Below are 19,674 nucleotides of genomic sequence, written 5' to 3' on the forward strand. Positions count from 1 at the left end.
TGTGGGGTTACCCATGTGAGAGTAAGTCATCGCCAGCTTTTAATTTCAAAACCCCCCACCAAAAGGTGGGGGGTTTTAGTTTGTGGGTTTGAAGTAAAAATGCTATTTAGAAGATAGAGATGTAAGCGTAAAAAAACCGAGCATAGAGCTCGGTTTTTGAGTTTGTCATGCTTAGTGTTGGTGACCTACGTGACCATTGACTTCAGCATTAACACCGATGCTTGTCGAGCCAGTTGTTGCATTTGATACTTTTGATTTTACAGCATCTTTAGTATCAACTGCTTTGTCTTTTACTGTGTTTGCAACTGATTTTGTTCCATTCACAGTTTTCTTCGTCACTGATTTTGCGCCAACTTTTACATCAGATGCTTTTGATTTTGCTTTATCAGCTGTTTTAGACGTGATCTCTTTTGTTGTATTGAATACTTTCTTAGAAGTATCACCTACAGTATTTACACCACTGTTAATAGTGCCTTTAGTCGCTGTACCAACTTTTGAAGCGGTATTAGAGGTTGTTTCACCAACTTTTCCTACGACATTTTTAGTCGTGTCACCTACTTTTTGTAGAATATTAGGTGTTTTCACTGATACATTTGCAGAAGTGCTTGTATGTGGTGTTTTTACAGATGCATCTACAGCATGTTTCGCTGTGTCGGCAAATACTGAACCTGTTGCCAAAGCCGTAGAAATCGCAAGAATTAGTTTAAGTTGTTTCATAGATCATTACTCGATATTTTCGACGTTGCCTACTTTAACCTCTTAAAATCAATGTAGTGTGTAGGCTTCGTTCACTAATGGTAAGTAATAAGCAAGATTAAAGATTTTTTCTGCCATAAATATTGCAGAGTGTTAACTAATAGTAATTGTTGATGTAGCTTTCCGATTATCTGTTCCAATTTTCTGAATATAGACGTCCTGACTGAAAGTAATTGGCAACTAAATCAATAAAATGCTTAAAGTCTTTATTCTCCTTTAAAATACGATTAATGGTTTGCCAGTCTGCATCTTGCCTACGCTTGGCAGGCAATAAGATTTCACTTTCTGTTGGATTTTCAGGATTGAGTAAAATCACGCCGATACCATGAAGCGCAGATAGCATTCTTAGTTCTTCTTCAGTATCTTGATTTGAGATAGAGGTCGCAACTAAATACCCCTCATGTGCCCAACTGGAATTACTTACAGCTTGAAAGTAACTACTTCGAATATTTGCACTAGTGAGCTCTTTCTTTACTTCAAATGACCATAAGCGCACATTCTGACCAGAACCATGTTTGACACAGGTTTTGATAAATTCATGCCATGTTTTGTCTAATGGTTGCATAGCGACAATATCAGGGTGTAACCATTGATTGCCATTTTGTCCACGTGAATTGGATGACGTTTTTTCATTGATTCTTAAACAATATAGCCCTATTTCGGATTTTAAAAATTGAATTAAGATGGGATAGAGGTCATGCTCAGTATAGTCTAGATTGGATATTTGATTGATTTGCGGAATATCTAAGTCATCTGTTTCTAAAATGACTTCATCTTCTGTTTGTAATTGCACATGATTTTGATACATAGTATTTGGATCATACCAAAAAACACGTGGACGAGGTTTGTCTTGAATATGTATGTATGGTGAAACATTCAAAATATTGTCTTTTTGAGCACCAATTTCAGCAGATACTTGATTAATAAAATCATCTTCATTTTGAAACCGTGGATTTTCTCGTTTTTCTACATAATCCTCAGGAAACATCTCAATGATGCCTGTGGCAATGTCTTTGGCTTTAAATTTTTGTAAAGGACTCGCCTTTAAAAACTCATGAATACGTTGCGCTTGTGATAGTACGCTCATCATTTTTCCCAAAATAAACCCCACTCATTTAATAGCAGGGTTTATTTATTTTTTCAATAAAATGAAAGATTAACTTTGCAAAATAGAAATATCCGCAACACTCAAGAATAATCCACGAAGCTGTGCTAATAGCGCCAAACGATTGGCTTTCTGCACTGGATCATCTGCCATCACCATGACATTGTCAAAGAATGCGTCGATCGGTGTGCGAAGTGCAGCAAGCTTTGACAGGGCTTCAGTGTAGTTACGATTATTGAGTAATGGTTGAACTTCAGCAGTCAAAGTTTTCAGCGTTTGATAAAGGTCTTTTTCGGCAGACTCAACTAACGTGGCTTCACTCACTGTACTTTCTGCAATAGTTTCTTTTGCCAAGATATTTGCCACACGCTTATTGGCTGCAGCCAATGCACTGGCTTCATCTAAAGTGCGGAAATGATTCACCGCTTTGATGCGTTGGTCAAAATCAAGCGGTGACTTTGGAGAAAGTGCTTGAACTGCTTGGATCACATCGATATCCACACCTTGGTCTTCGTACTTGGCACGGTAGCGACCTTCTAAGAAAGTCACTGCATCAGCACGGGTTTTGTCATGATCTTTGATCACATCGCCATATCCAGCAAGCGCAAGATTGACTAAGGTTTCTAGGCTAATATCCAGTTCATTTTCAATGATTAAGCGCAGAATGCCAATCGCAGAACGACGCAGTGCAAATGGATCTTTTGAACCCGTTGGCGCTTGACCGATACCAAAAATACCCACCAAAGTCACCATGCGATCGGCAAGTGCAAGGGTAGTACCTGTTTTAGATTGCGGTAATGCATCACCTGCAAACTTCGGTAAATATTGCTCACCCAGTGCATCAGCGACTTCGTCATTCTCACCTTCGAGGCGAGCATAATAGGTTCCTGCAATGCCTTGCAGTTCTGGGAATTCACCGACCAATTCAGAGGTGAGGTCACATTTCGACAAGAACGCTGCTTTTTCCGCATCGAGTGGTGATGCACCTGTAAATTGACACAGTGCTACAGACAGCTTTGCTACACGTTCAGTTTTTTCCCAAAGTGTGCCGAGTTGTGCTTGGAACACCATATTTTTCAGCTTGTCTTTACGACTGGCAAGCGGTTGTTTCTGATCTTGTAGGAAAAAGAATTCTGCATCAGACAAACGTGGGCGGACTACTTTTTCATTACCCTCGATGATCTGGGTTGGATCTTTCGATTCAATATTCGATACGGTAATGAAGTACGGTTGCAGTTTGTTATGACCATCGACCAAACAGAAATATTTTTGATTGTCCTGCATGGTGGTGATCAAGGCTTCTTGTGGTACTGCCAAATAGCGTTCTTCAAAGCTGGCACGAAGCGCAACAGGAAACTCCACCAATGCCGTCACTTCATCACGTAAATCCGCTGGAACGATGGCAATCGCATTCACTTCATCAGCAAGGGCTTTGATTTGGTTGTCAATCATCGCTTGACGTTCTTCAAAGTCAGCAATCACTTTGGCATTACGCAGCGCATCGAGATAATCATTGGCATGAGCAAGCGTAATCGACTCTGGTGCATGGAAACGATGCCCGAAAGTTTGATTATTGGTTTGAATGTCTTGAATAGTTGCTTCGATAATTTGCGCATCTTTAAGCAAGACCACCCACTGCACAGGACGGACAAATTCGGTACGGCTTGCCGCTGAGCGCATACGCTTGGCAATTGGTAGATTATCGAGCGCATTTTGTAGAATATTTGGCAAAAGCGCATCAAGGCTTTGACCTTTGATGTCTTTGAAATAACAGACTTTTTCGACTTTGCCTGCATTAAAAGTCGAAACTTGATCGGCAGTGATGCCTTGCCCACGTAAGAAGCCTTCAAGGGCTTTCGTCGGCTTGCCTTCGGCATCATACGCTGCTTGTACCGCAGGACCGTCAAAGCGCTTTTGGCTATCGGCTTGCTGTGCTTCGATTTGGTTAATTTTTAATGCCAAACGACGTGGCGCAGCATAAGCATTAATGCTGTCAAAACCAAGCCCTGCATCGTTTAAGCCTTTTTCGACTTCATTTTTTAAAGCATCACGGAGTGTTTTTAAGCTCTTTGGTGGCAGTTCTTCACAGCCTAATTCAAATAATACAGTGTGCTTTTGCATTAGTTCTTCTCCTTCGCTTTTTCAGCTGTGTCTGCTTCAGCTTGTGCTTTTAACTGCGCCAAGACTTCATCACGCAAATGTGGCTCAGCCATTGGGAAGCCCAGTTTTGCACGAGATTGCACATAGCTTTGTGCAATGGCACGTGCCAAAGTACGAACACGGAGAATATAACGCTGACGTTCAGTGACAGAGATTGCGCCACGTGCATCAAGCAAGTTAAAGGTATGTGATGCTTTGACCACTTGCTCATAAGCAGGCAGTGGCAACTCAGCTTGCATCAAACGGTTGGATTCAGATTCATGGAAATCAAACAATTCAAATAATTTATCGACTGGCGCTTGTTCAAAGTTATAGGTTGATTGTTCTACTTCGTTTTGATGGAACACATCGCCATAGGTCACTGTGCCGAATTGACCTTTCGTCCACACCAAATCATAGACTGAATCAACCCCTTGCAAATACATCGCAAGACGCTCAAGGCCATAAGTGATTTCGCCAGTCACAGGGTAGCATTCGACACCGCCGACTTGTTGGAAGTAGGTGAACTGCGTCACTTCCATGCCGTTAAGCCACACTTCCCAACCTAAGCCCCATGCGCCGAGCGTTGGAGATTCCCAGTTGTCTTCAACAAAACGTACATCATGGGTCAAAGTGTCGATACCGATGGCTTTGAGTGAGTCCAAGTACAGCTGTTGGATATTGCTTGGATTTGGCTTCAATACCACTTGGAACTGATAATAATGCTGTAAGCGGTTTGGGTTTTCTCCATAGCGTCCGTCTTTTGGACGGCGTGACGGCTGTACATAAGCGGCATTCCATGTTTCAGGACCAAGAGCACGCAAGAATGTTGCGGTATGGAATGTGCCTGCGCCCATTTCTAAATCGTAGGGTTGCAGGACGACACAGCCTTGTTCTGCCCAAAAGTTTTGTAAAGCTAAGATCAGCCCTTGAAAGGTATCAATATGCGAGATGGCGCGACTCATGTGGCATCCATTAAAAATATAAGAAAAAATTGTGCTTAAGTATAAGGATTTTCAAGGGACGTGGCAAAGGATTCCACGATGACAAAACAGAAAAAGTGCCGAAGCACTTTTTCTAAAACAAATCAAGTGATCTAACTTTTGGATAGGCTAGATAAAAAACCAATAAATAAACATCGACACGATGGCGATACAGAAGATATTGAGTATGAAGCCAACCCGCATCATTTCACTTTGTTTAATGTGCCCAGTACCAAATACGATGGCATTTGGTGGCGTGGCAACAGGAAGCATAAATGCACATGATGCGCCAATACCAATCACGATGACTAAGATCTCTTTTGGTAAACCCATTTGATCACCGATCACAGCAAATACAGGGACGAGTAGGGCTGCCGATGCGGTATTACTGGTGAATTCGGTGAGAAATACGATAAAGGCAGCGACGATCGTAATCACAATAAAAGGTGAGGTATCGCCAAGTACATCGGCAAGGGTTTGCCCGAGTACCAGTGACGAGCCTGAATCTTTGAGGATCGCACTAAGCGTCAAACCTCCACCAAATAGCATGAGTACGCCCCAATCTGTATTTTCAGCGATGTTCTTCCATGTTGCGACACCGAGGATCACCACCATACATGCAGCAAATACCGCAATCCAACTGTCAGGTTGACTAATGCCAAAAGTATCACTGATTTTTTTACCCATAATCCAAGCAGTTGCTGTAACGACAAAGAGCGCCATCGTCAAAATGCGTTCACGATTCCACGGAATGACTTCGGCATTGAACTCGACACGACGATTGAGTTTCGGGCGCAACATGATGTATAGACTAAATAGCATTGCAGGCAAGATCAGCAACATCATCGGCAAACCGACTTTCATCCAATCGGCAAAATCATAATTCAACGCTTTGGCAGCAATGGCATTCGGTGGTGAGCCGACGATCGAGCCTAGACCACCGATGCTTGCTGAATATGCAATGGCTAAGAGAATGAAGACAAAAGTCTTGCGCTCTTTTTCAACATCAAAGTGAGAAAGTAGTCCTAATGCAAGCGGAAGCATCATTGCAGCGGTTGCGGTATTAGAAATCCACATCGACAAAATGGCTGTGACAGCACAGATCGCTAAGATTGCAATACCGAGATTGCCTCCCGACATGGAGATAATCCACATGGCGATTTTGCGATCGAGCTTTTGGACGTGTAGTGCAGTTGCAAGAGCGAAGCCACCAAAGAATAGGAAAATAATCGGATCGGCAAAAGTGCTTAACGCAGTTTTGGTGGTGATGGCGCTCAGTTCTCCGCCTGTATCACTCGGCATACCTAATGCCACAGCAAGTACAGGGATAAGTAATGCGGTAATGGTGATGTGTAAAGCTTCGGTGAGCCAAAGTATCGCAATAAACAACAGTAAGCTTAGCCCTTTGTTTGCATTGTCATCATAAGGTAAGACCTGATAAAGCCCAAAGGAAACGAATGCAGCGATGGCGATAATAATCCAACCACGCAATGTATTTTTGGGAAATACGTTGGTGGGTGTTTCTAAATTTTTGACGTTCATAGAATGTCCCTATTCAATATGATTCAAGCATAATTCGCACCAAGTCTGCGGTAAATTATACCAATGGATAGGGGAATAGGTTTAAGGCTCAAAGGCTTGATGATTGGTCTGTGGTCTAGGTTGATTGTTTTGAGTTTATGATTTTGAGTTGTAGATGATGATTAGAGCTGTTGAAAACCTTGCCAAATTGCATTCATGCCGAGCAATCCAAGTGCAATAAAGATCATCATGTTAAATGCAGACTGCGACATTCTCCCACGAATTCGACTGCCTACATAAACGAAGATTAAAGCGGTAATGGTGATCAAAATTAACAGGTAAAGTTGTGTGGTTTGAAAGGTCAGAATAATTGGCGTAAGCATGACGAGTTGTACCAATTTGCTAGCAAGGAAGCTCATGTTGCTAATGATCACTACATCGTTTTTTTGATGCTTTGTGCTGAGTAAGTACATCATCAGAAAGGGCGCCATCGCATTGGTTGCACCACCGATGATGCCTGCTAAACCACCGAATAGCGTCATGTTGGGCATCGAGTGCGAGAGTTGAATCGGCGTAGTGCGAAATTGATCAGCGATATATAGCAAAATCACTGTGCCCATCAACAGCTTGAGATAAGCTTCGCTGACATATAATAATAGGCTGACACCTATGAAGCTTCCGACCAAGCTACTCACAATCAGTCCTGAATATCGTTTTAAATAATGAATAAATGGGTGGCTTGCACCCGCCCGAAGCAGGCTGATATTAAGGATAATGCAAGGAATCGCAACCAAAGCAATAGCGTACTTGAGTGGATAAAACATTGCCAAAGCTGCTGTACTCATCATCGGGAAGCCAAAGCCACTCATGCCATGCAACAAAGCCGCCAGAGCGCTTAGAACGAGGAGAAGGAGTTCCGTTTTTTGCATGGATATTCCAAAGCGTGAATGGTGAATTTGTCACGTCATATTGCGTCGCAATGCCGTAGTTTCTATCTTAACTGATATGTCATCGCATGCTAATTTAATTTCAAAGGTTGATGTGCATAAGGGTGTGATGAAATGTCAGATCGAATCCGTGAAAAACTACAAATCCTCGCTGATGCGGCAAAGTATGACGTGTCGTGTTCATCGAGTGGCAGTCAGCGTAAAAATCAAAATAAAGGCTTAGGTGATGCCAGTCAATCAGGCATTTGTCATACCTTCACCGAAGATGGGCGCTGTGTTTCTTTGCTGAAAATTCTATTTAGCAATGTTTGTATTTATGACTGTGCCTATTGTGTTTCTCGTCGTTCCAATGATGTGAAAAGAGCCGCTTTCACTGTGCAAGAAGTAGTTGATCTAACCATTAATTTTTATCGTCGTAATTATATCGAAGGACTGTTTCTCAGTTCAGGGATTTTTAAATCGGCGGACTACACTATGGAACGCATGATGCAAGTGGTGAAAAAGTTGCGCTTGGAAGAAAATTTCAACGGTTATATTCATCTAAAAACCATCCCCGGTGCTTTACCAGAGCTGATTCATGAAGCAGGATTGTATGCCGATCGCATGAGCATTAACCTAGAAATGCCGACAGAAATTGGCTTGAAACAATTCGCACCAGAAAAATCACATCAAGAGGTGCAGAAAGATTTAGGCTTAGTGCGAGATCGTCTGATTCAGCTTAAAGACGAACGGCAGATCATCAAGCATGTGCCGAAGTATGTGCCTGCGGGACAGACTACGCAGATGGTAGTTGGCGCACATCAAGAAACTGATCAAGATGTGCTGCTGATGGCGGATCATCACTACAAAACCTTTCAGCTCAAGCGAGTTTATTACTCAGGTTATATCCCGATTAATCAGGAAAATAACACTTTGCCTGCGGTCGGTTCGGCACCGCCTTTACTGCGTGAAAATCGACTCTATCAAAGTGATTGGTTGATGCGCTTTTATGGTTTTGACGCCAATGAAATCGTCGATGAAAAGCATCCGCATTTGGATTTGGATATTGATCCAAAGCTCAGTTGGGCATTACGTCATCCTGAATCTTTTCCAGTGGATTTGAATCGTGCTGATTATCGGATGATTTTACGTGTTCCTGGTATTGGCGTGAAATCGGCGCAGAAAATCGTCCAAGCACGTCGTTTTGGTAAAATTCATAATGATTTGTTGAAAAAACTTGGTGTGGCATACAGCCGAGCGCAATATTTTATCCGCTGTGAAGATAGTCCAAGCTTTCAAAAAGAGCTACAACCACAACAGATTCGTCAGCAGATCGTGGAAAAAGGCAATTCCAAATACGTCAAACAGCTTACGCCACAACTCAGTCTTGGGTTTTGATATGGAGAACTTCAATCTCTCCCAACCTCCCTACTTGCGAAGCAGTGCTTCTCAGGAGGAGATACTTTTTTTATTGGGACAGAATTGATGAGGCATGAAGAGATGGTGGATCACAATCATGACAAGTGAACGACCGATTTATTGCTTTGATGGCACACTGACAGGATTGCTGTGCTGTGTGTTTCGAGCATTTCAATTTCGAGAATATCAGGTTGAGATTCATGCTTTTGACACACATCAAAATACGACTGCTCGGCATTCGTTGCAGGACAATTTATTTAATGTGTCGATCGAGGTGGCAAGTCAGGATGTCCATGCACAACGTGTTTGGAATGCGTTAAAAAACAAGCTTTCAAACAATGCGCTTCGACAGTTGTATTATGCGTTTTTGGCTGAAAATACGGATGCCTATCAGCATATTTTTAATTACTGCATTTATATTTTTCGACATGCACAGACCCAACAGATTCACTCTCTTGAGAAAAATTATACTCATCCTAGTGTGCTTGCCATTGCACAGTGGGCGAAAAAAGTGGGACGAGAAAAGCATCGTATGGAAGCTTTTGTTCGTTTTAAGAAAAGCAGTGACGGCTTATTTTTGAGTTTGATTGCACCTGATTTTAATGTATTGCCGTTAATACAGCGCCATTTTCGCAATCGTTATCAGGATCAGCGTTGGTTGATTTATGATGAAAAAAGACACTTCGGGATTTATTACGATTTAGATCAAGTACAAGAAGTCGATTTATCCGCACAGACCATTGATGCGCAAAAAGAGGTTGGCGGAAGTCAGCAGTTTCTGATTGATCTAGATGATCAAGAGGTGCTGTATGATCAATTGTGGAAGGATTATTTTCAGAGTATTAACATCAAAGAACGGCAGAATATCAAGCTCCATGTGCAATGCGTACCAAAACGCTATTGGCGTTATCTGAATGAGAAATCTGTATAAATGCGTCTATATAGCTATTCATTACGATCAAAAACGCTGATAAAGATAAGCTGTAAGTCAAATACATCTCTAAGCAGAATTTGACTATACTGAGCGAGCATTTTGTTCGTTAAGGTTGCATCGTGTCCGCTTCATCACACTCATGGATTGAAATTCTTAAACCCAATTTTAAAGTGCTTTCCTTTAAAGAAAGAGGCTTGAGCGGGATTGGTGCGCTCATTGGTTTGGCAATCTCATCACTGATCAGTTGGTATGCGCTAGACGGCATCAATGCGTGGTATATCGCACCGATGGGCGCGTCGTCTGTTTTACTTTTTGCGGTGTCGAGTAGTCCGCTGGCACAGCCGTGGAATATGATCGTAGGGAATGTGATTGCGGCGATCGTCGGGGTGAGTTGCGGTCTATGGATTACTGACCTGACTTTTGCCTTTAGTATTGCAGTGGGGTTGTCGATATTTTTAATGATGACCACAGATTCACTTCATCCGCCAAGTGGAGCCGTGGCGATTACGGCGGTGCTTGGTGGTGATACAGTGCATCAGCTTGGCTATTATTTTGTGCTGTATCCTGTATTGCTTAATTCGGTTTTATTGATTGCATTTGCTTTGTTTTTTAATCGCATGATTGGTCGGCAATATCCACAGCCCGCACAGATCAATCAACGCTCCAGTGATCCGACACCAACGCAAAAAGTCACCATTCAACCTGAAGATATTGAATATGCTTTGGAGCAACATACCGAGTTGCTCGACATTAGCCAATATGATCTCGAAAGCTTGATTTTAGAAGCACAGCAACATGCCAATCATCGTTTATCATTGGAAGGGCGTTGTGCAGATATCATGAGCAAAGATGTGATTTATATTAATGCCGATGACGAAATCCTGCATGCCTTAGACCGCTTTAAACAAATGAATATTATGAGCCTGCCAGTCTTGGATGAGGCACACCAATTGGTCGGGACGCTAGCATTATCTGATGTAGTGGAATGGTTTCGTAATACCTCAGAGATTCGCAGTCCGTGGAAAGATCAGGTTAAGCAAATCATGCACCGTCAAGTGGTGATGGTCAAACCTGAACAAAACATTGCTGATTTGATTCCGTACTTTGTAGAAAAGTCTTTTAATTATTTGCCTGTGGTTGGTGAAGATCGCAAAATTCTCGGAATAATTAGTCGTTCTGATATGATTGCGGTGTTGTATCAGAATTTATTACAGCAAGGTAGTTAATGGCGTTGTCGAGCGAATAATATCGCCCAAAAATCAATATGTGAAATAAATCTATCTTTTTAAAATAAATGCTGATAGAATGCGCCCACGCACGAATCTTCCGTTCATTACCTGAACATTTATCTATATTTACCTAGTCTGCGCGTTTTGTCCAAAGAGAGGACGTCCCTTCGCGCCGAATCGCATACTGCGATTATTCAGGTTGCGCTCGTAAACATGTGTGCGTTTATAGACCACATCGTCTCAAATCGGAACTTGTCACAGCCAATTAAGCAGAGTTAATTGCTTTGTTGTAGATGCTGTTTTGTCGCCTTTATGCCGATGTATTGAATTAAATATTTTAGAATTGGAGCGCCGAATACTCGGTGAAATTCTCTATGAGCAAAACTTTTGCTGATTTTCCTCTCGCAGAGTCATTACAACTTGCACTACAAGACTTAGGTTTTACGACACCGACGCCTGTACAAGAACAGTCGATTCCAGCGGCAATAGAAGGTAAAGATTTATTGGTATCGAGCCAAACAGGTTCGGGCAAAACTGCAGCATTCTTATTACCAACGCTCAATGCGTTATCTGAACAAGATACATTGGTGCCATTCAAAGAGCGTATGCGTGCTGTGACTACACCTGCGATTTTGGTACTTTGTCCAACACGTGAATTGGCACAACAAGTCTGCCAAGATGCGATTGCATTCGTTCGTAAGATGAAAGGTGTTCGTGTTGCTGCAATCATGGGCGGTATGCCATTTGCAAAACAAATTCAACAGCTGAAAGGTGCACAAGTGGTTGTTGCGACCCCAGGTCGTCTTTTAGACTTGGTGAATCGTCGTCAAATCAAACTCGATAAAGTGAATGCGTTGATCGTTGATGAAGCAGATCGTATGTTGGATCTTGGCTTCTCTGAAGATCTAGAAGCGATTAGCGATCTTGCAGGCAACCGTGAACAAACTTTGATGTTCTCTGCGACGTTTGCAGATCGTATTATTTCACTTGCAGAACGCATGATGAATTCGCCTGAGCGTATTGCGATCGAAACTGGTCATACAACCAATACTGATGTGACACAAACATTGCATTGGACAGATGGTTTTGAGCACAAGAAAAAATTACTTACGCATTGGTTAAATGATGAAACTTTAGATCAAGCGGTCGTGTTTGCTTCAACTCAAGAAGATACCGATATGTTGGCTGAAGAGTTGGCAGAGTCTGGTCTTTCTGTGGTTGCGCTACACGGTGCAATGCCACAATCTGTACGTAACCGCCGTTTGCGTAGCATTCGTGAAGGTAAAGCACGTATCTTGGTGGCAACTGATGTTGCAGCACGTGGTTTGGACGTCCCAACCATTTCGCATGTCATTAACTTTGGTTTACCAATGAAAAATGAAGACTATGTACACCGTGTAGGTCGTACTGGTCGTGCAGGTCGTACTGGTCAAGCGGTGACTTTGGCGACTTATCGTGAGCGTGGTAAAATCCGTGCCCTCGAAGAATATTTAGAAACTCGTTTGAATGTGTCTGAAATCGAAGGCTTAGAGCCATCTCCACCACCAGCACGTCCAAGCCGTAAAGGCGGAAAATCTGACGGACGTCGTGGCGGCGGACGTGGTGATCGTGGTTTTGGTGGCGATCGTGGTGGTCGTAGCTTTGGCGGAGATCGTGATCGTGGTTTTGGCGGTGGCAAGCGTCGTATCGAAGGCGAAGGTCATTTCAAACGTGAAGAGCGTTCAGGCCCACGTAAGTCACACAATGACTATATCAATGATGTCGTGGCGAATGCTGACTTTGCTGGAAAGCCACGTTCTGAGCGTCCTCGTTCAGAATTCAAGTCGCATGAAGATGATAACCGTGGTAACCGCAAAGATTACCAACCTCGTTCAGAAAAGCGTTTCTCTGATCGTGGTGGACGTGGTGGCGACAACCGTGGCGAGGGTCGTCGTTTTGATGGCGAGCGTAAGTTCGGTGATCGTTCAGAGCGTGGTGGTCGTGATTTTGGCGGTGATCGTCCAAAACGTGACTTCGGTGGTGACCGCCCAAGTTATAATGATCGTCCAAAACGTGATTTTGGAGATCGTCCAGAGCGTTCAGAAGGTCGTCGTTTTGATGGCGAGCGTAAGTTTGGCGATCGTTCTGATCGTGGTGAACGCAATTTTAACGACCGCCCGAAACGTGATTTTGGTGGTGATCGTCCAAAGCGTGACTTCGGTGGCGAACGTCCAAGTTATAATGACCGTCCAAAACGTGATTTTGGTCGTGATGACAACCGTGGTGAACGTCGTGAATTCTCAAATGATCGCGCACGCCGTCAAGATGGTGAGCGTTCGGAAGGTCGTCGCTTTGGTCAACATGACAATACTGAAAAGCGTTTTTCACAAGAAGGTCGTGAGCGTCGTTATAAAGGCAACGGATCGAGTTTCGGCTCGGACAGTATCCGTAAATGGACAAAGCAATAATCAACTCAAATATATAATTGATTTTTAAATAAAAACAGCACATCGAAAGATGTGCTTTTTTATTGCTCAAATGTAATAAATGGGTGTACAATTGTCACGCAATAGTATTCAAATGTGAATTGATTAACTTTTATTGGTGATGGGTTGGCTTGTGCCATATTTATTCGTATTTTTGGTGATGATTAATGCACTCTTTTTGGGTGCACAAGTCTATAAACAGTCGCATCAGTCGACTGCATCCATGCACGCCCACACGATAGATACTGTAAAAGAAACAGATACTGAATTTAAAGATTAATTTTTAGCAAAACTATAACGCTAATTTGGCTATATTTCTGTAGAATCACCACTTTCCTCAAGGATAAAAAATATATGGAGTCATCTATGCCAGCGAATGATGTGGCATTGATCGAAGTAAAAAACCTGAGCTTTCAACGTGGCGATCGAGTGATCTATGATGGTATCGATATGCAGATCGCTCGTGGCAAAATTACTGCGATTATGGGGCCATCAGGTACAGGTAAAACCACTTTATTAAGATTGATTGGCGGACAGCTTAAACCTGATCAAGGTCAGATTTTGCTTGATGGGCAGGATATTGCCAAAATGTCACGCAAGGAATTGTTTGATGCACGTGCTCGTATGGGCATGCTTTTTCAAAGTGGTGCATTATTTACAGACATGACCGTGTTTGAAAATGTCGCTTTCCCTATTCGTGCACACCGTCAAATGTCTGAATCAGCGATCCAAGATCGAATATCGCAAAAGCTCGAGTCGGTTGGACTGCGTGGTGCAGAATATTTGATGCCGTCAGAGCTTTCAGGTGGTATGAATCGTCGTGTGGCATTGGCAAGAGCGATTGCGCTTGATCCTGAGCTGATTATGTATGATGAACCATTCGCAGGACAAGATCCGATCGTGATGGGTGTATTGACGAGACTTATTCGCTCTTTAAGTGAAGCGTTGGATTTGACTACGATCATCGTGTCGCATGATGTCGAAGAAACCTTGTCAATTGCGGATTATATCTACGTAGTTGCTGAGGGAAAAGTGCAAGGTGAGGGTACAGCGGAACAGTTGCGACACCATTCATCACCTTTTGTACAGCAGTTCTTAACAGGTTCAGTTGAAGGTCCTGTGGATTATCAGTTTAGTCGTATGCCTGATACCATCAAACTTGGAGGTGCGCAATGAACGCAGTTGCGACTTTAGGTCGTCGCTTGATCGGTCGAGTGCAAGGTATCGGCTATGCAGCGATGATGTTGATCCAAGTGCTGATGTCTTTACCAACTTGGAAAGGCGTAAAGCTATTTATTTATCAGATGTACCGTGTTGGCGTATTGTCTTTATTGATCATTACGGTTTCTGGTTTATTCATCGGTGCAGTGCTTGGTTTGCAGATGTACAGTATCTTAGTCACCTTTGGTAGCGAAGCCATGCTTGGTACAGCGGTGGCGTTGACTTTACTTCGTGAGCTTGCCCCTGTAGTTGCTGCATTATTATTTGCAGGTCGTGCAGGTTCGGCATTGACTGCAGAAATTGGCTCAATGAAGCAAACTGAACAGCTTGCCAGTATGGAAATGATCGGTGTTGATCCATTAAAGCAAATCGTTTCACCACGTCTTTGGGCAGGTATTTTTAGCTTGCCGATGTTGACCGTGATTTTTGCTGCCGTTGGTATTTTGGGTGGAAAATTTGTTGGTGTAGATTTCTTGGGCTCGGATGAAGGCTCATTTTGGAATAGCATGCAGTCCTCTGTGGTGTTTTGGAAAGATGTCTTTAATGGCACTATTATCAAGAGCATTGTGTTTGCAGTGATTTGTACGTGGATTGCAGTCTATCAAGGTTATGCTTGCGAGCCGACACCTGAAGGAATTGCAACAGCGATGACACGTACAGTAGTGTATTCGTCGCTCTGTGTTTTAGGATTTGATTTTGTGTTGACTGCGGTCATGTTCGGAGGTTTATGATGAAAACACGTACAGTTGAACTGGCCGTTGGAATATTTGTAATTTTATTTGCAGCAGCATTATTTTTATTGGCGATGCGTGTCAGTGGTTTGGCAGGGAGCACCATGGGTGAAAGCTACAACCTGAGTGCCAAGATCGACAATATTAGTGGCTTGAAAGAACGTGCCAAGGTGACTATTAGTGGTGTTAAAGTTGGGCAAGTCAGCAAGATTGAACTTGATCCATTATCACATCGCGCAGTCGTGACCATTGCGATGGATAAATCACTCACCACCTTTAATGCTGAACAATTTAAGCAAGTTGAAGCCAATGCGATGGAAGATCTGAAATATAGCTATGACTATACAGAAGCATCACCTGAGCAACAAAAGGTAATGGAAAAGCAACTTATTGATAACATGAAGAACATCACGACTATCGATCAAGATGCTTATATAAAGGTCGCAACCAACGGCATTATCGGTGAGAAGTATCTCAAGATTGAGCCAGGTGGTGCATTTACCTATATCCCACAAGGTGGCAGTTTCCCTGAAACACAAACTCAAGGTACTGTTGAAATTGAAGACTTGGTGAATAAGTTTATTACAGGCTCTTCACAGTCGAAGTCTACTAGCACAGAGAGTTCAAGTGAAGATGTGGTAAGTGAGGATACAGCAGTTGAAGCAACTGCGAGTCAATCAAATAATCAAGCGGCTACTGAGCCGACAACGAGTCAAGATGAACCATCATTTATCGATGAGTGATGAATAGTTAGGAGTGAATGAACATGACTTTCATGAAAGCAGTTGCTAAAGAAGCAGTTACAGCAAAAGCAATGACAATAAAAACAGCGACATTAAGTTTGTCACTCGCAGGTATGATGGCGAGTTCAATGGCTTTTGCTGCACCATCAGAAGCACCATCAGACTTCGTAAAACGTATTTCTGATAAGCTAATTGTTGAGCTGAAGCAAAACAAAGCAAACCTTAATAATAATACTGTGATCAACAAAATCGTGGCGCAAAATATTGAACCACATGTTGATGTGCAAGGTTTTTCTCGTCTAGTGATGGGGCAATACTATTCAAATCAATACAGTACGGCAGAGCAACGTGGTCGTTTTACCAAAAACTTCCGTGATAGCGTAATTAAGACCTATGCCAAAGGTTTGGCGCAGTATAATAATGAAGGTTATACATTGCGTCCATATCGTAATACTGGTGCAAAATATCCTGTAGTCACAATGGATTTTAAAGCCAATAATGGCAATAAGATTCCAGTAAGCTTCCAGTTGATCGACAAAAATAATCAATGGAAAATCCGCAACATCAATGTAAGTGGTATTGATATGGCGTTGACTTTCCGTGACCAGTTTAAAGCAAACGTACAGCAAAACGGTGGCAATATTGATAAAGCGATTGCGAGCTTTAAACCAGATGCAGAAGCAGGTAGTAAATAAGCTAAGCGTCAAATAAGCGATTGATATTAAAAAGCCCATTCATATGAATGGGCTTTTTACTGTTTGAGGGAAAATTAAATCCTGATTAGAAGATACTATTTGGATTTGCTTGAGCGTTATTGCCGTTATTTTGTTGTGGAGCAGGCGTGCTAGTTGATGGCGAAGCATTACCTGAGTTATTTGGCGGTGTTGCTTGCGTTGACGGTGCTTGAATTGGTGTATTCGGTAAATTTAGCGCAGGAGGTGCGTCACTTTCTGTAGTCAGTGGTTGATCTGTCACATCGTCTTGGAAGTCTTGTTGAAAGCGTGCAATTAATGAATCTAACGTGGTTTGCGGTGCAGGACGATAAAGTGGTCGAGCAAGCGGTGGTGTTTCACGTTGCTGACGACGTGCTTCTGCAAGATTTCCAGTTTGATCGAATAATTCGCTAACTGTGTCATCTGCGTTTTTATCTAATTTCACCCATGCGTGTGGCTCATTTTTCAAAGCACCTGCCATAAAGTTGATCCAAATCGGTAGTGCAGCAACGCCACCGTATTCACGACGTCCTAATGTGCTTGGAGCATCAAAGCCAACCCATGCGACAGCAACTAAGTTACCATTAAATCCTGCAAACCAAGCATCTTTTGCATCATTGGTGGTACCAGTTTTCCCGCCCAAATCACTTCGACCAATGCGTAACGCTGCACGTCCAGTACCATGTTGGATAACATCACGTAAAATGTTAGCCATATCAAAAGCTGAGCTTGATTTTAAAATACGATCGGCTTGGCGATATTGACCTGTAAATTGATTACTTTGTGTGGTGGTTGGTACAATCGTTTGATTATTGGTAATTTTACCAGATGAATCATTGGTGATCTCAGTAACTTCTTCTGCAACGAGATTATTCTCGTCGACCTCTACTTCCGCTTTTGTGCCCGATGAATCAGAAACACAGCTGATACATGCGTATGCAGGATCTGCCTTAAATATTGTTTCACCAAAAACGTCTTCAATACGGTCAATAAAATAGGGCTGTACTCGATAGCCACCATTAGCAAACGCTGCATAGCCTGTTGCCATTTGAAGCGGTAAGACCTGTGGTGTACCAAGAGCGATAGTATAGTTGCGTGGAATTTGATCATCATGTAGACCAATATCCATCAAAAATTGGCGTGTGCGCTCAATGCCTACATTTTGTAGCAATCTGACAGAAACCGTATTTCGAGAGAGGTATAAAGCACGGCGCAAAGTAATACGTCCGAGGTAACGACCATCTGAGTTGCGAGGAGACCATTTTCCAATGCGAATTGGGTTGTCGTCTACCATCGTGTATGGTGTCATGCCGCGTTCAAGTGCAAGCGCATATACGAAAGGCTTAATGGTAGATCCTGGTTGACGCCAGCCTTGGGTTGCGCGGTTGAATTTTGAATAATAAAAATTATAGCCACCAACGACGGCTTCGAGTGCGCCATTGTTTGGGTTGATCGCCACCAACTGCCCTTGTACTTTTGGAATCTGTGTTAAGCGCCAAGCGCTTTTATCCGCATTAGGGCGAAGTCGAACAATATCATTGACTTTGACGATTTGCGAAGCATTTCCTGCGGCGGGTCCTGGATTGTTGGCATTACGATATAGGCGCACCCAATTCATACCAGACCAAGGGATCGTGACCGTTTTGCCATCTTTGAGCATTGCTTCAAAGCTACTATTATTCACTTTAATAACTTGGGCAGGGTGCATGTCGCCGACGATAAAAAAGTCTTTTAATGGTTTGTCATGCGCTTCCGCACCACGCCAGCCATGACGGCGATCATAAGCTTCTAGTCCATCTCGGACAGCTTCTTCGGCTGTTTCTTGGCGGTAGCTCGTGACAGTGGTATAGACTTTAAATCCTGAGTTAATGACATGTTTGCCAAAGCGATCTACCAATTCACGGCGAGTCAGTTCTGCAAGATAAGGATATTTGGTTTGAACTTTTCGATCTAGGAGCTTGAGTCGAATCGGCTCGGCAATTGCAATCTCGTATTGCTTTTGGTTGATATAACCGAGTTGCAACATACGTCCTAAAATCCAGTTGCGTCGTTCAAGAGCACGTTCAGGATTGGCAACTGGATTGTATTTTGAGGGTGCTTTGGGTAAGCCAGCAATCATGGCTTTTTCAGCCAGAGTAAGTTGTTCTAAGCTTTTGTTGTAATAAATTCGTGCAGCGGCTTGAATACCGTAAGCGTTTTTTCCTAAGAAAATTTTATTGACATATAAAGTGAGGATTTCTTCTTTAGTTAGATTTTGTTCAATTTTTCGTGCTAAAAAAATCTCAGTCAATTTACGACGCAGTGTGCGTTCAGGAGATAAGTAATAATTTTTAGCCACCTGCATCGTAATGGTTGAGCCACCAGTTTGTGATGCGCCACTGACGGTTTCGCTGACAGCACGGCCAAGTCCTTTTAAACTCACGCCACTGTGTTCAAAAAATGCTGAATCTTCTGCAGCAAGAAATGCATAAATCATATCTTGTGGAATATCTTCATACTTCACAGGAATCGAAAGTCGATCGCCAAATTCTGCAATGAGTACGTCATCTTTGGTATAAATCTGCAGTGGTTTTTCCAGTGGGGCTTTTTGCAAGCTACTCATATTTGGAAGCGATGGCGCAATATAAAGATACATGCCATAGAATGCCATCGGGATAACAAGCAGGATTAAAATCAAGATTGCAAAAAAAGGATGAATCTTTCCCTGAGAGGATAGCATTTTCATAATAAGTAGGTTTTAATGGGTAATTGGGGTATGTTGGAACATAGTAAGTATAGCTGTTAGCTCT

The 19,674-nt window shown here is 42.7% G+C and carries 16 protein-coding genes; 9 read left to right on the top strand and 7 right to left on the bottom strand.

All coding sequences use genetic code 11. The features are described 5' to 3' along the window. Nucleotides 1-171: 171 nt before the first annotated feature. The 6 genes from MKI79_RS03955 to MKI79_RS03980 form a co-directional block, all read right to left on the bottom strand. Nucleotides 172-717 carry a hypothetical protein gene (locus MKI79_RS03955; protein WP_241570773.1) on the bottom strand — a complete coding sequence of 182 codons (546 nt, stop codon included), beginning with the start codon at nucleotides 715-717 and terminating at the stop codon, nucleotides 172-174. 166 nt (nucleotides 718-883) lie between these two features. Further along, nucleotides 884-1,843 (bottom strand): COG2958 family protein, encoded by a 960-nt coding sequence (locus tag MKI79_RS03960; RefSeq protein WP_241570774.1) that lies wholly within the window; start codon nucleotides 1,841-1,843, stop codon nucleotides 884-886. Between the two features lie 69 nt (nucleotides 1,844-1,912). After that, on the bottom strand, nucleotides 1,913-3,982 hold the full coding sequence (gene glyS, locus MKI79_RS03965; protein WP_241570775.1) for a glycine--tRNA ligase subunit beta: 2,070 nt from the start codon (nucleotides 3,980-3,982) through the stop codon (nucleotides 1,913-1,915). Continuing rightward, nucleotides 3,982-4,965, bottom strand: coding sequence for a glycine--tRNA ligase subunit alpha (gene glyQ, locus MKI79_RS03970; protein WP_241570776.1), 984 nt, complete (start codon nucleotides 4,963-4,965; stop codon nucleotides 3,982-3,984). The genes glyS and glyQ overlap by 1 nt, the downstream gene beginning before the upstream one ends. Before the next feature lie 147 nt (nucleotides 4,966-5,112). Beyond that, nucleotides 5,113-6,525, bottom strand: coding sequence for an SLC13 family permease (locus MKI79_RS03975; protein WP_241570777.1), 1,413 nt, complete (start codon nucleotides 6,523-6,525; stop codon nucleotides 5,113-5,115). Nucleotides 6,526-6,686: 161 nt separating this feature from the next. After that, a complete protein-coding gene (locus MKI79_RS03980; protein ID WP_241570778.1) occupies nucleotides 6,687-7,433 on the bottom strand; it encodes a sulfite exporter TauE/SafE family protein in 747 nt (248 codons plus the stop codon). A 132-nt stretch (nucleotides 7,434-7,565) separates the two neighbouring features. On the opposite strand from MKI79_RS03980, the gene MKI79_RS03985 reads away from it, so the two are divergent. From MKI79_RS03985 to MKI79_RS04025, 9 genes are all read left to right on the top strand, one after another. Further along, nucleotides 7,566-8,828 (top strand): putative DNA modification/repair radical SAM protein, encoded by a 1,263-nt coding sequence (locus tag MKI79_RS03985; RefSeq protein WP_241570779.1) that lies wholly within the window; start codon nucleotides 7,566-7,568, stop codon nucleotides 8,826-8,828. Nucleotides 8,829-8,946: 118 nt separating this feature from the next. Next, nucleotides 8,947-9,780: a TIGR03915 family putative DNA repair protein gene (locus MKI79_RS03990; protein WP_241570780.1), complete on the top strand. Its 834-nt coding sequence runs from the start codon at nucleotides 8,947-8,949 to the stop codon at nucleotides 9,778-9,780. Between the two features lie 122 nt (nucleotides 9,781-9,902). After that, complete coding sequence (locus MKI79_RS03995; RefSeq protein WP_241570781.1) at nucleotides 9,903-11,009, top strand: HPP family protein; 1,107 nt, start codon at nucleotides 9,903-9,905, stop codon at nucleotides 11,007-11,009. Between the two features lie 377 nt (nucleotides 11,010-11,386). Next, on the top strand, nucleotides 11,387-13,459 hold the full coding sequence (locus MKI79_RS04000) for a DEAD/DEAH box helicase (RefSeq protein WP_241570782.1): 2,073 nt from the start codon (nucleotides 11,387-11,389) through the stop codon (nucleotides 13,457-13,459). 151 nt (nucleotides 13,460-13,610) lie between these two features. Further along, on the top strand, nucleotides 13,611-13,757 hold the full coding sequence (locus MKI79_RS04005; RefSeq protein ID WP_241570783.1) for a hypothetical protein: 147 nt from the start codon (nucleotides 13,611-13,613) through the stop codon (nucleotides 13,755-13,757). Nucleotides 13,758-13,843: 86 nt separating this feature from the next. Beyond that, nucleotides 13,844-14,653 (top strand): ABC transporter ATP-binding protein, encoded by an 810-nt coding sequence (locus MKI79_RS04010; RefSeq protein WP_241570784.1) that lies wholly within the window; start codon nucleotides 13,844-13,846, stop codon nucleotides 14,651-14,653. Then, nucleotides 14,650-15,429, top strand: a complete 780-nt coding sequence (gene mlaE, locus MKI79_RS04015) for a lipid asymmetry maintenance ABC transporter permease subunit MlaE (protein WP_241570785.1) — start codon at nucleotides 14,650-14,652, stop codon at nucleotides 15,427-15,429. Before MKI79_RS04010 ends, mlaE begins: the two co-directional genes overlap by 4 nt. Further along, nucleotides 15,429-16,172 carry an MlaD family protein gene (locus MKI79_RS04020; RefSeq protein WP_241570786.1) on the top strand — a complete coding sequence of 248 codons (744 nt, stop codon included), beginning with the start codon at nucleotides 15,429-15,431 and terminating at the stop codon, nucleotides 16,170-16,172. Before mlaE ends, MKI79_RS04020 begins: the two co-directional genes overlap by 1 nt. Nucleotides 16,173-16,204: 32 nt before the next feature. Beyond that, nucleotides 16,205-16,867 carry an MlaC/ttg2D family ABC transporter substrate-binding protein gene (locus tag MKI79_RS04025; RefSeq protein ID WP_241570902.1) on the top strand — a complete coding sequence of 221 codons (663 nt, stop codon included), beginning with the start codon at nucleotides 16,205-16,207 and terminating at the stop codon, nucleotides 16,865-16,867. 85 nt (nucleotides 16,868-16,952) lie between these two features. On the opposite strand, the gene MKI79_RS04030 is transcribed toward MKI79_RS04025, so the two are convergent. Further along, nucleotides 16,953-19,610 carry a penicillin-binding protein 1A gene (locus MKI79_RS04030; protein ID WP_241570787.1) on the bottom strand — a complete coding sequence of 886 codons (2,658 nt, stop codon included), beginning with the start codon at nucleotides 19,608-19,610 and terminating at the stop codon, nucleotides 16,953-16,955. Nucleotides 19,611-19,674: the final 64 nt, after the last annotated feature.

Source organism: Acinetobacter sedimenti (genome assembly GCF_022601685.1).
Classification (GTDB): domain Bacteria; phylum Pseudomonadota; class Gammaproteobacteria; order Pseudomonadales; family Moraxellaceae; genus Acinetobacter; species Acinetobacter sedimenti.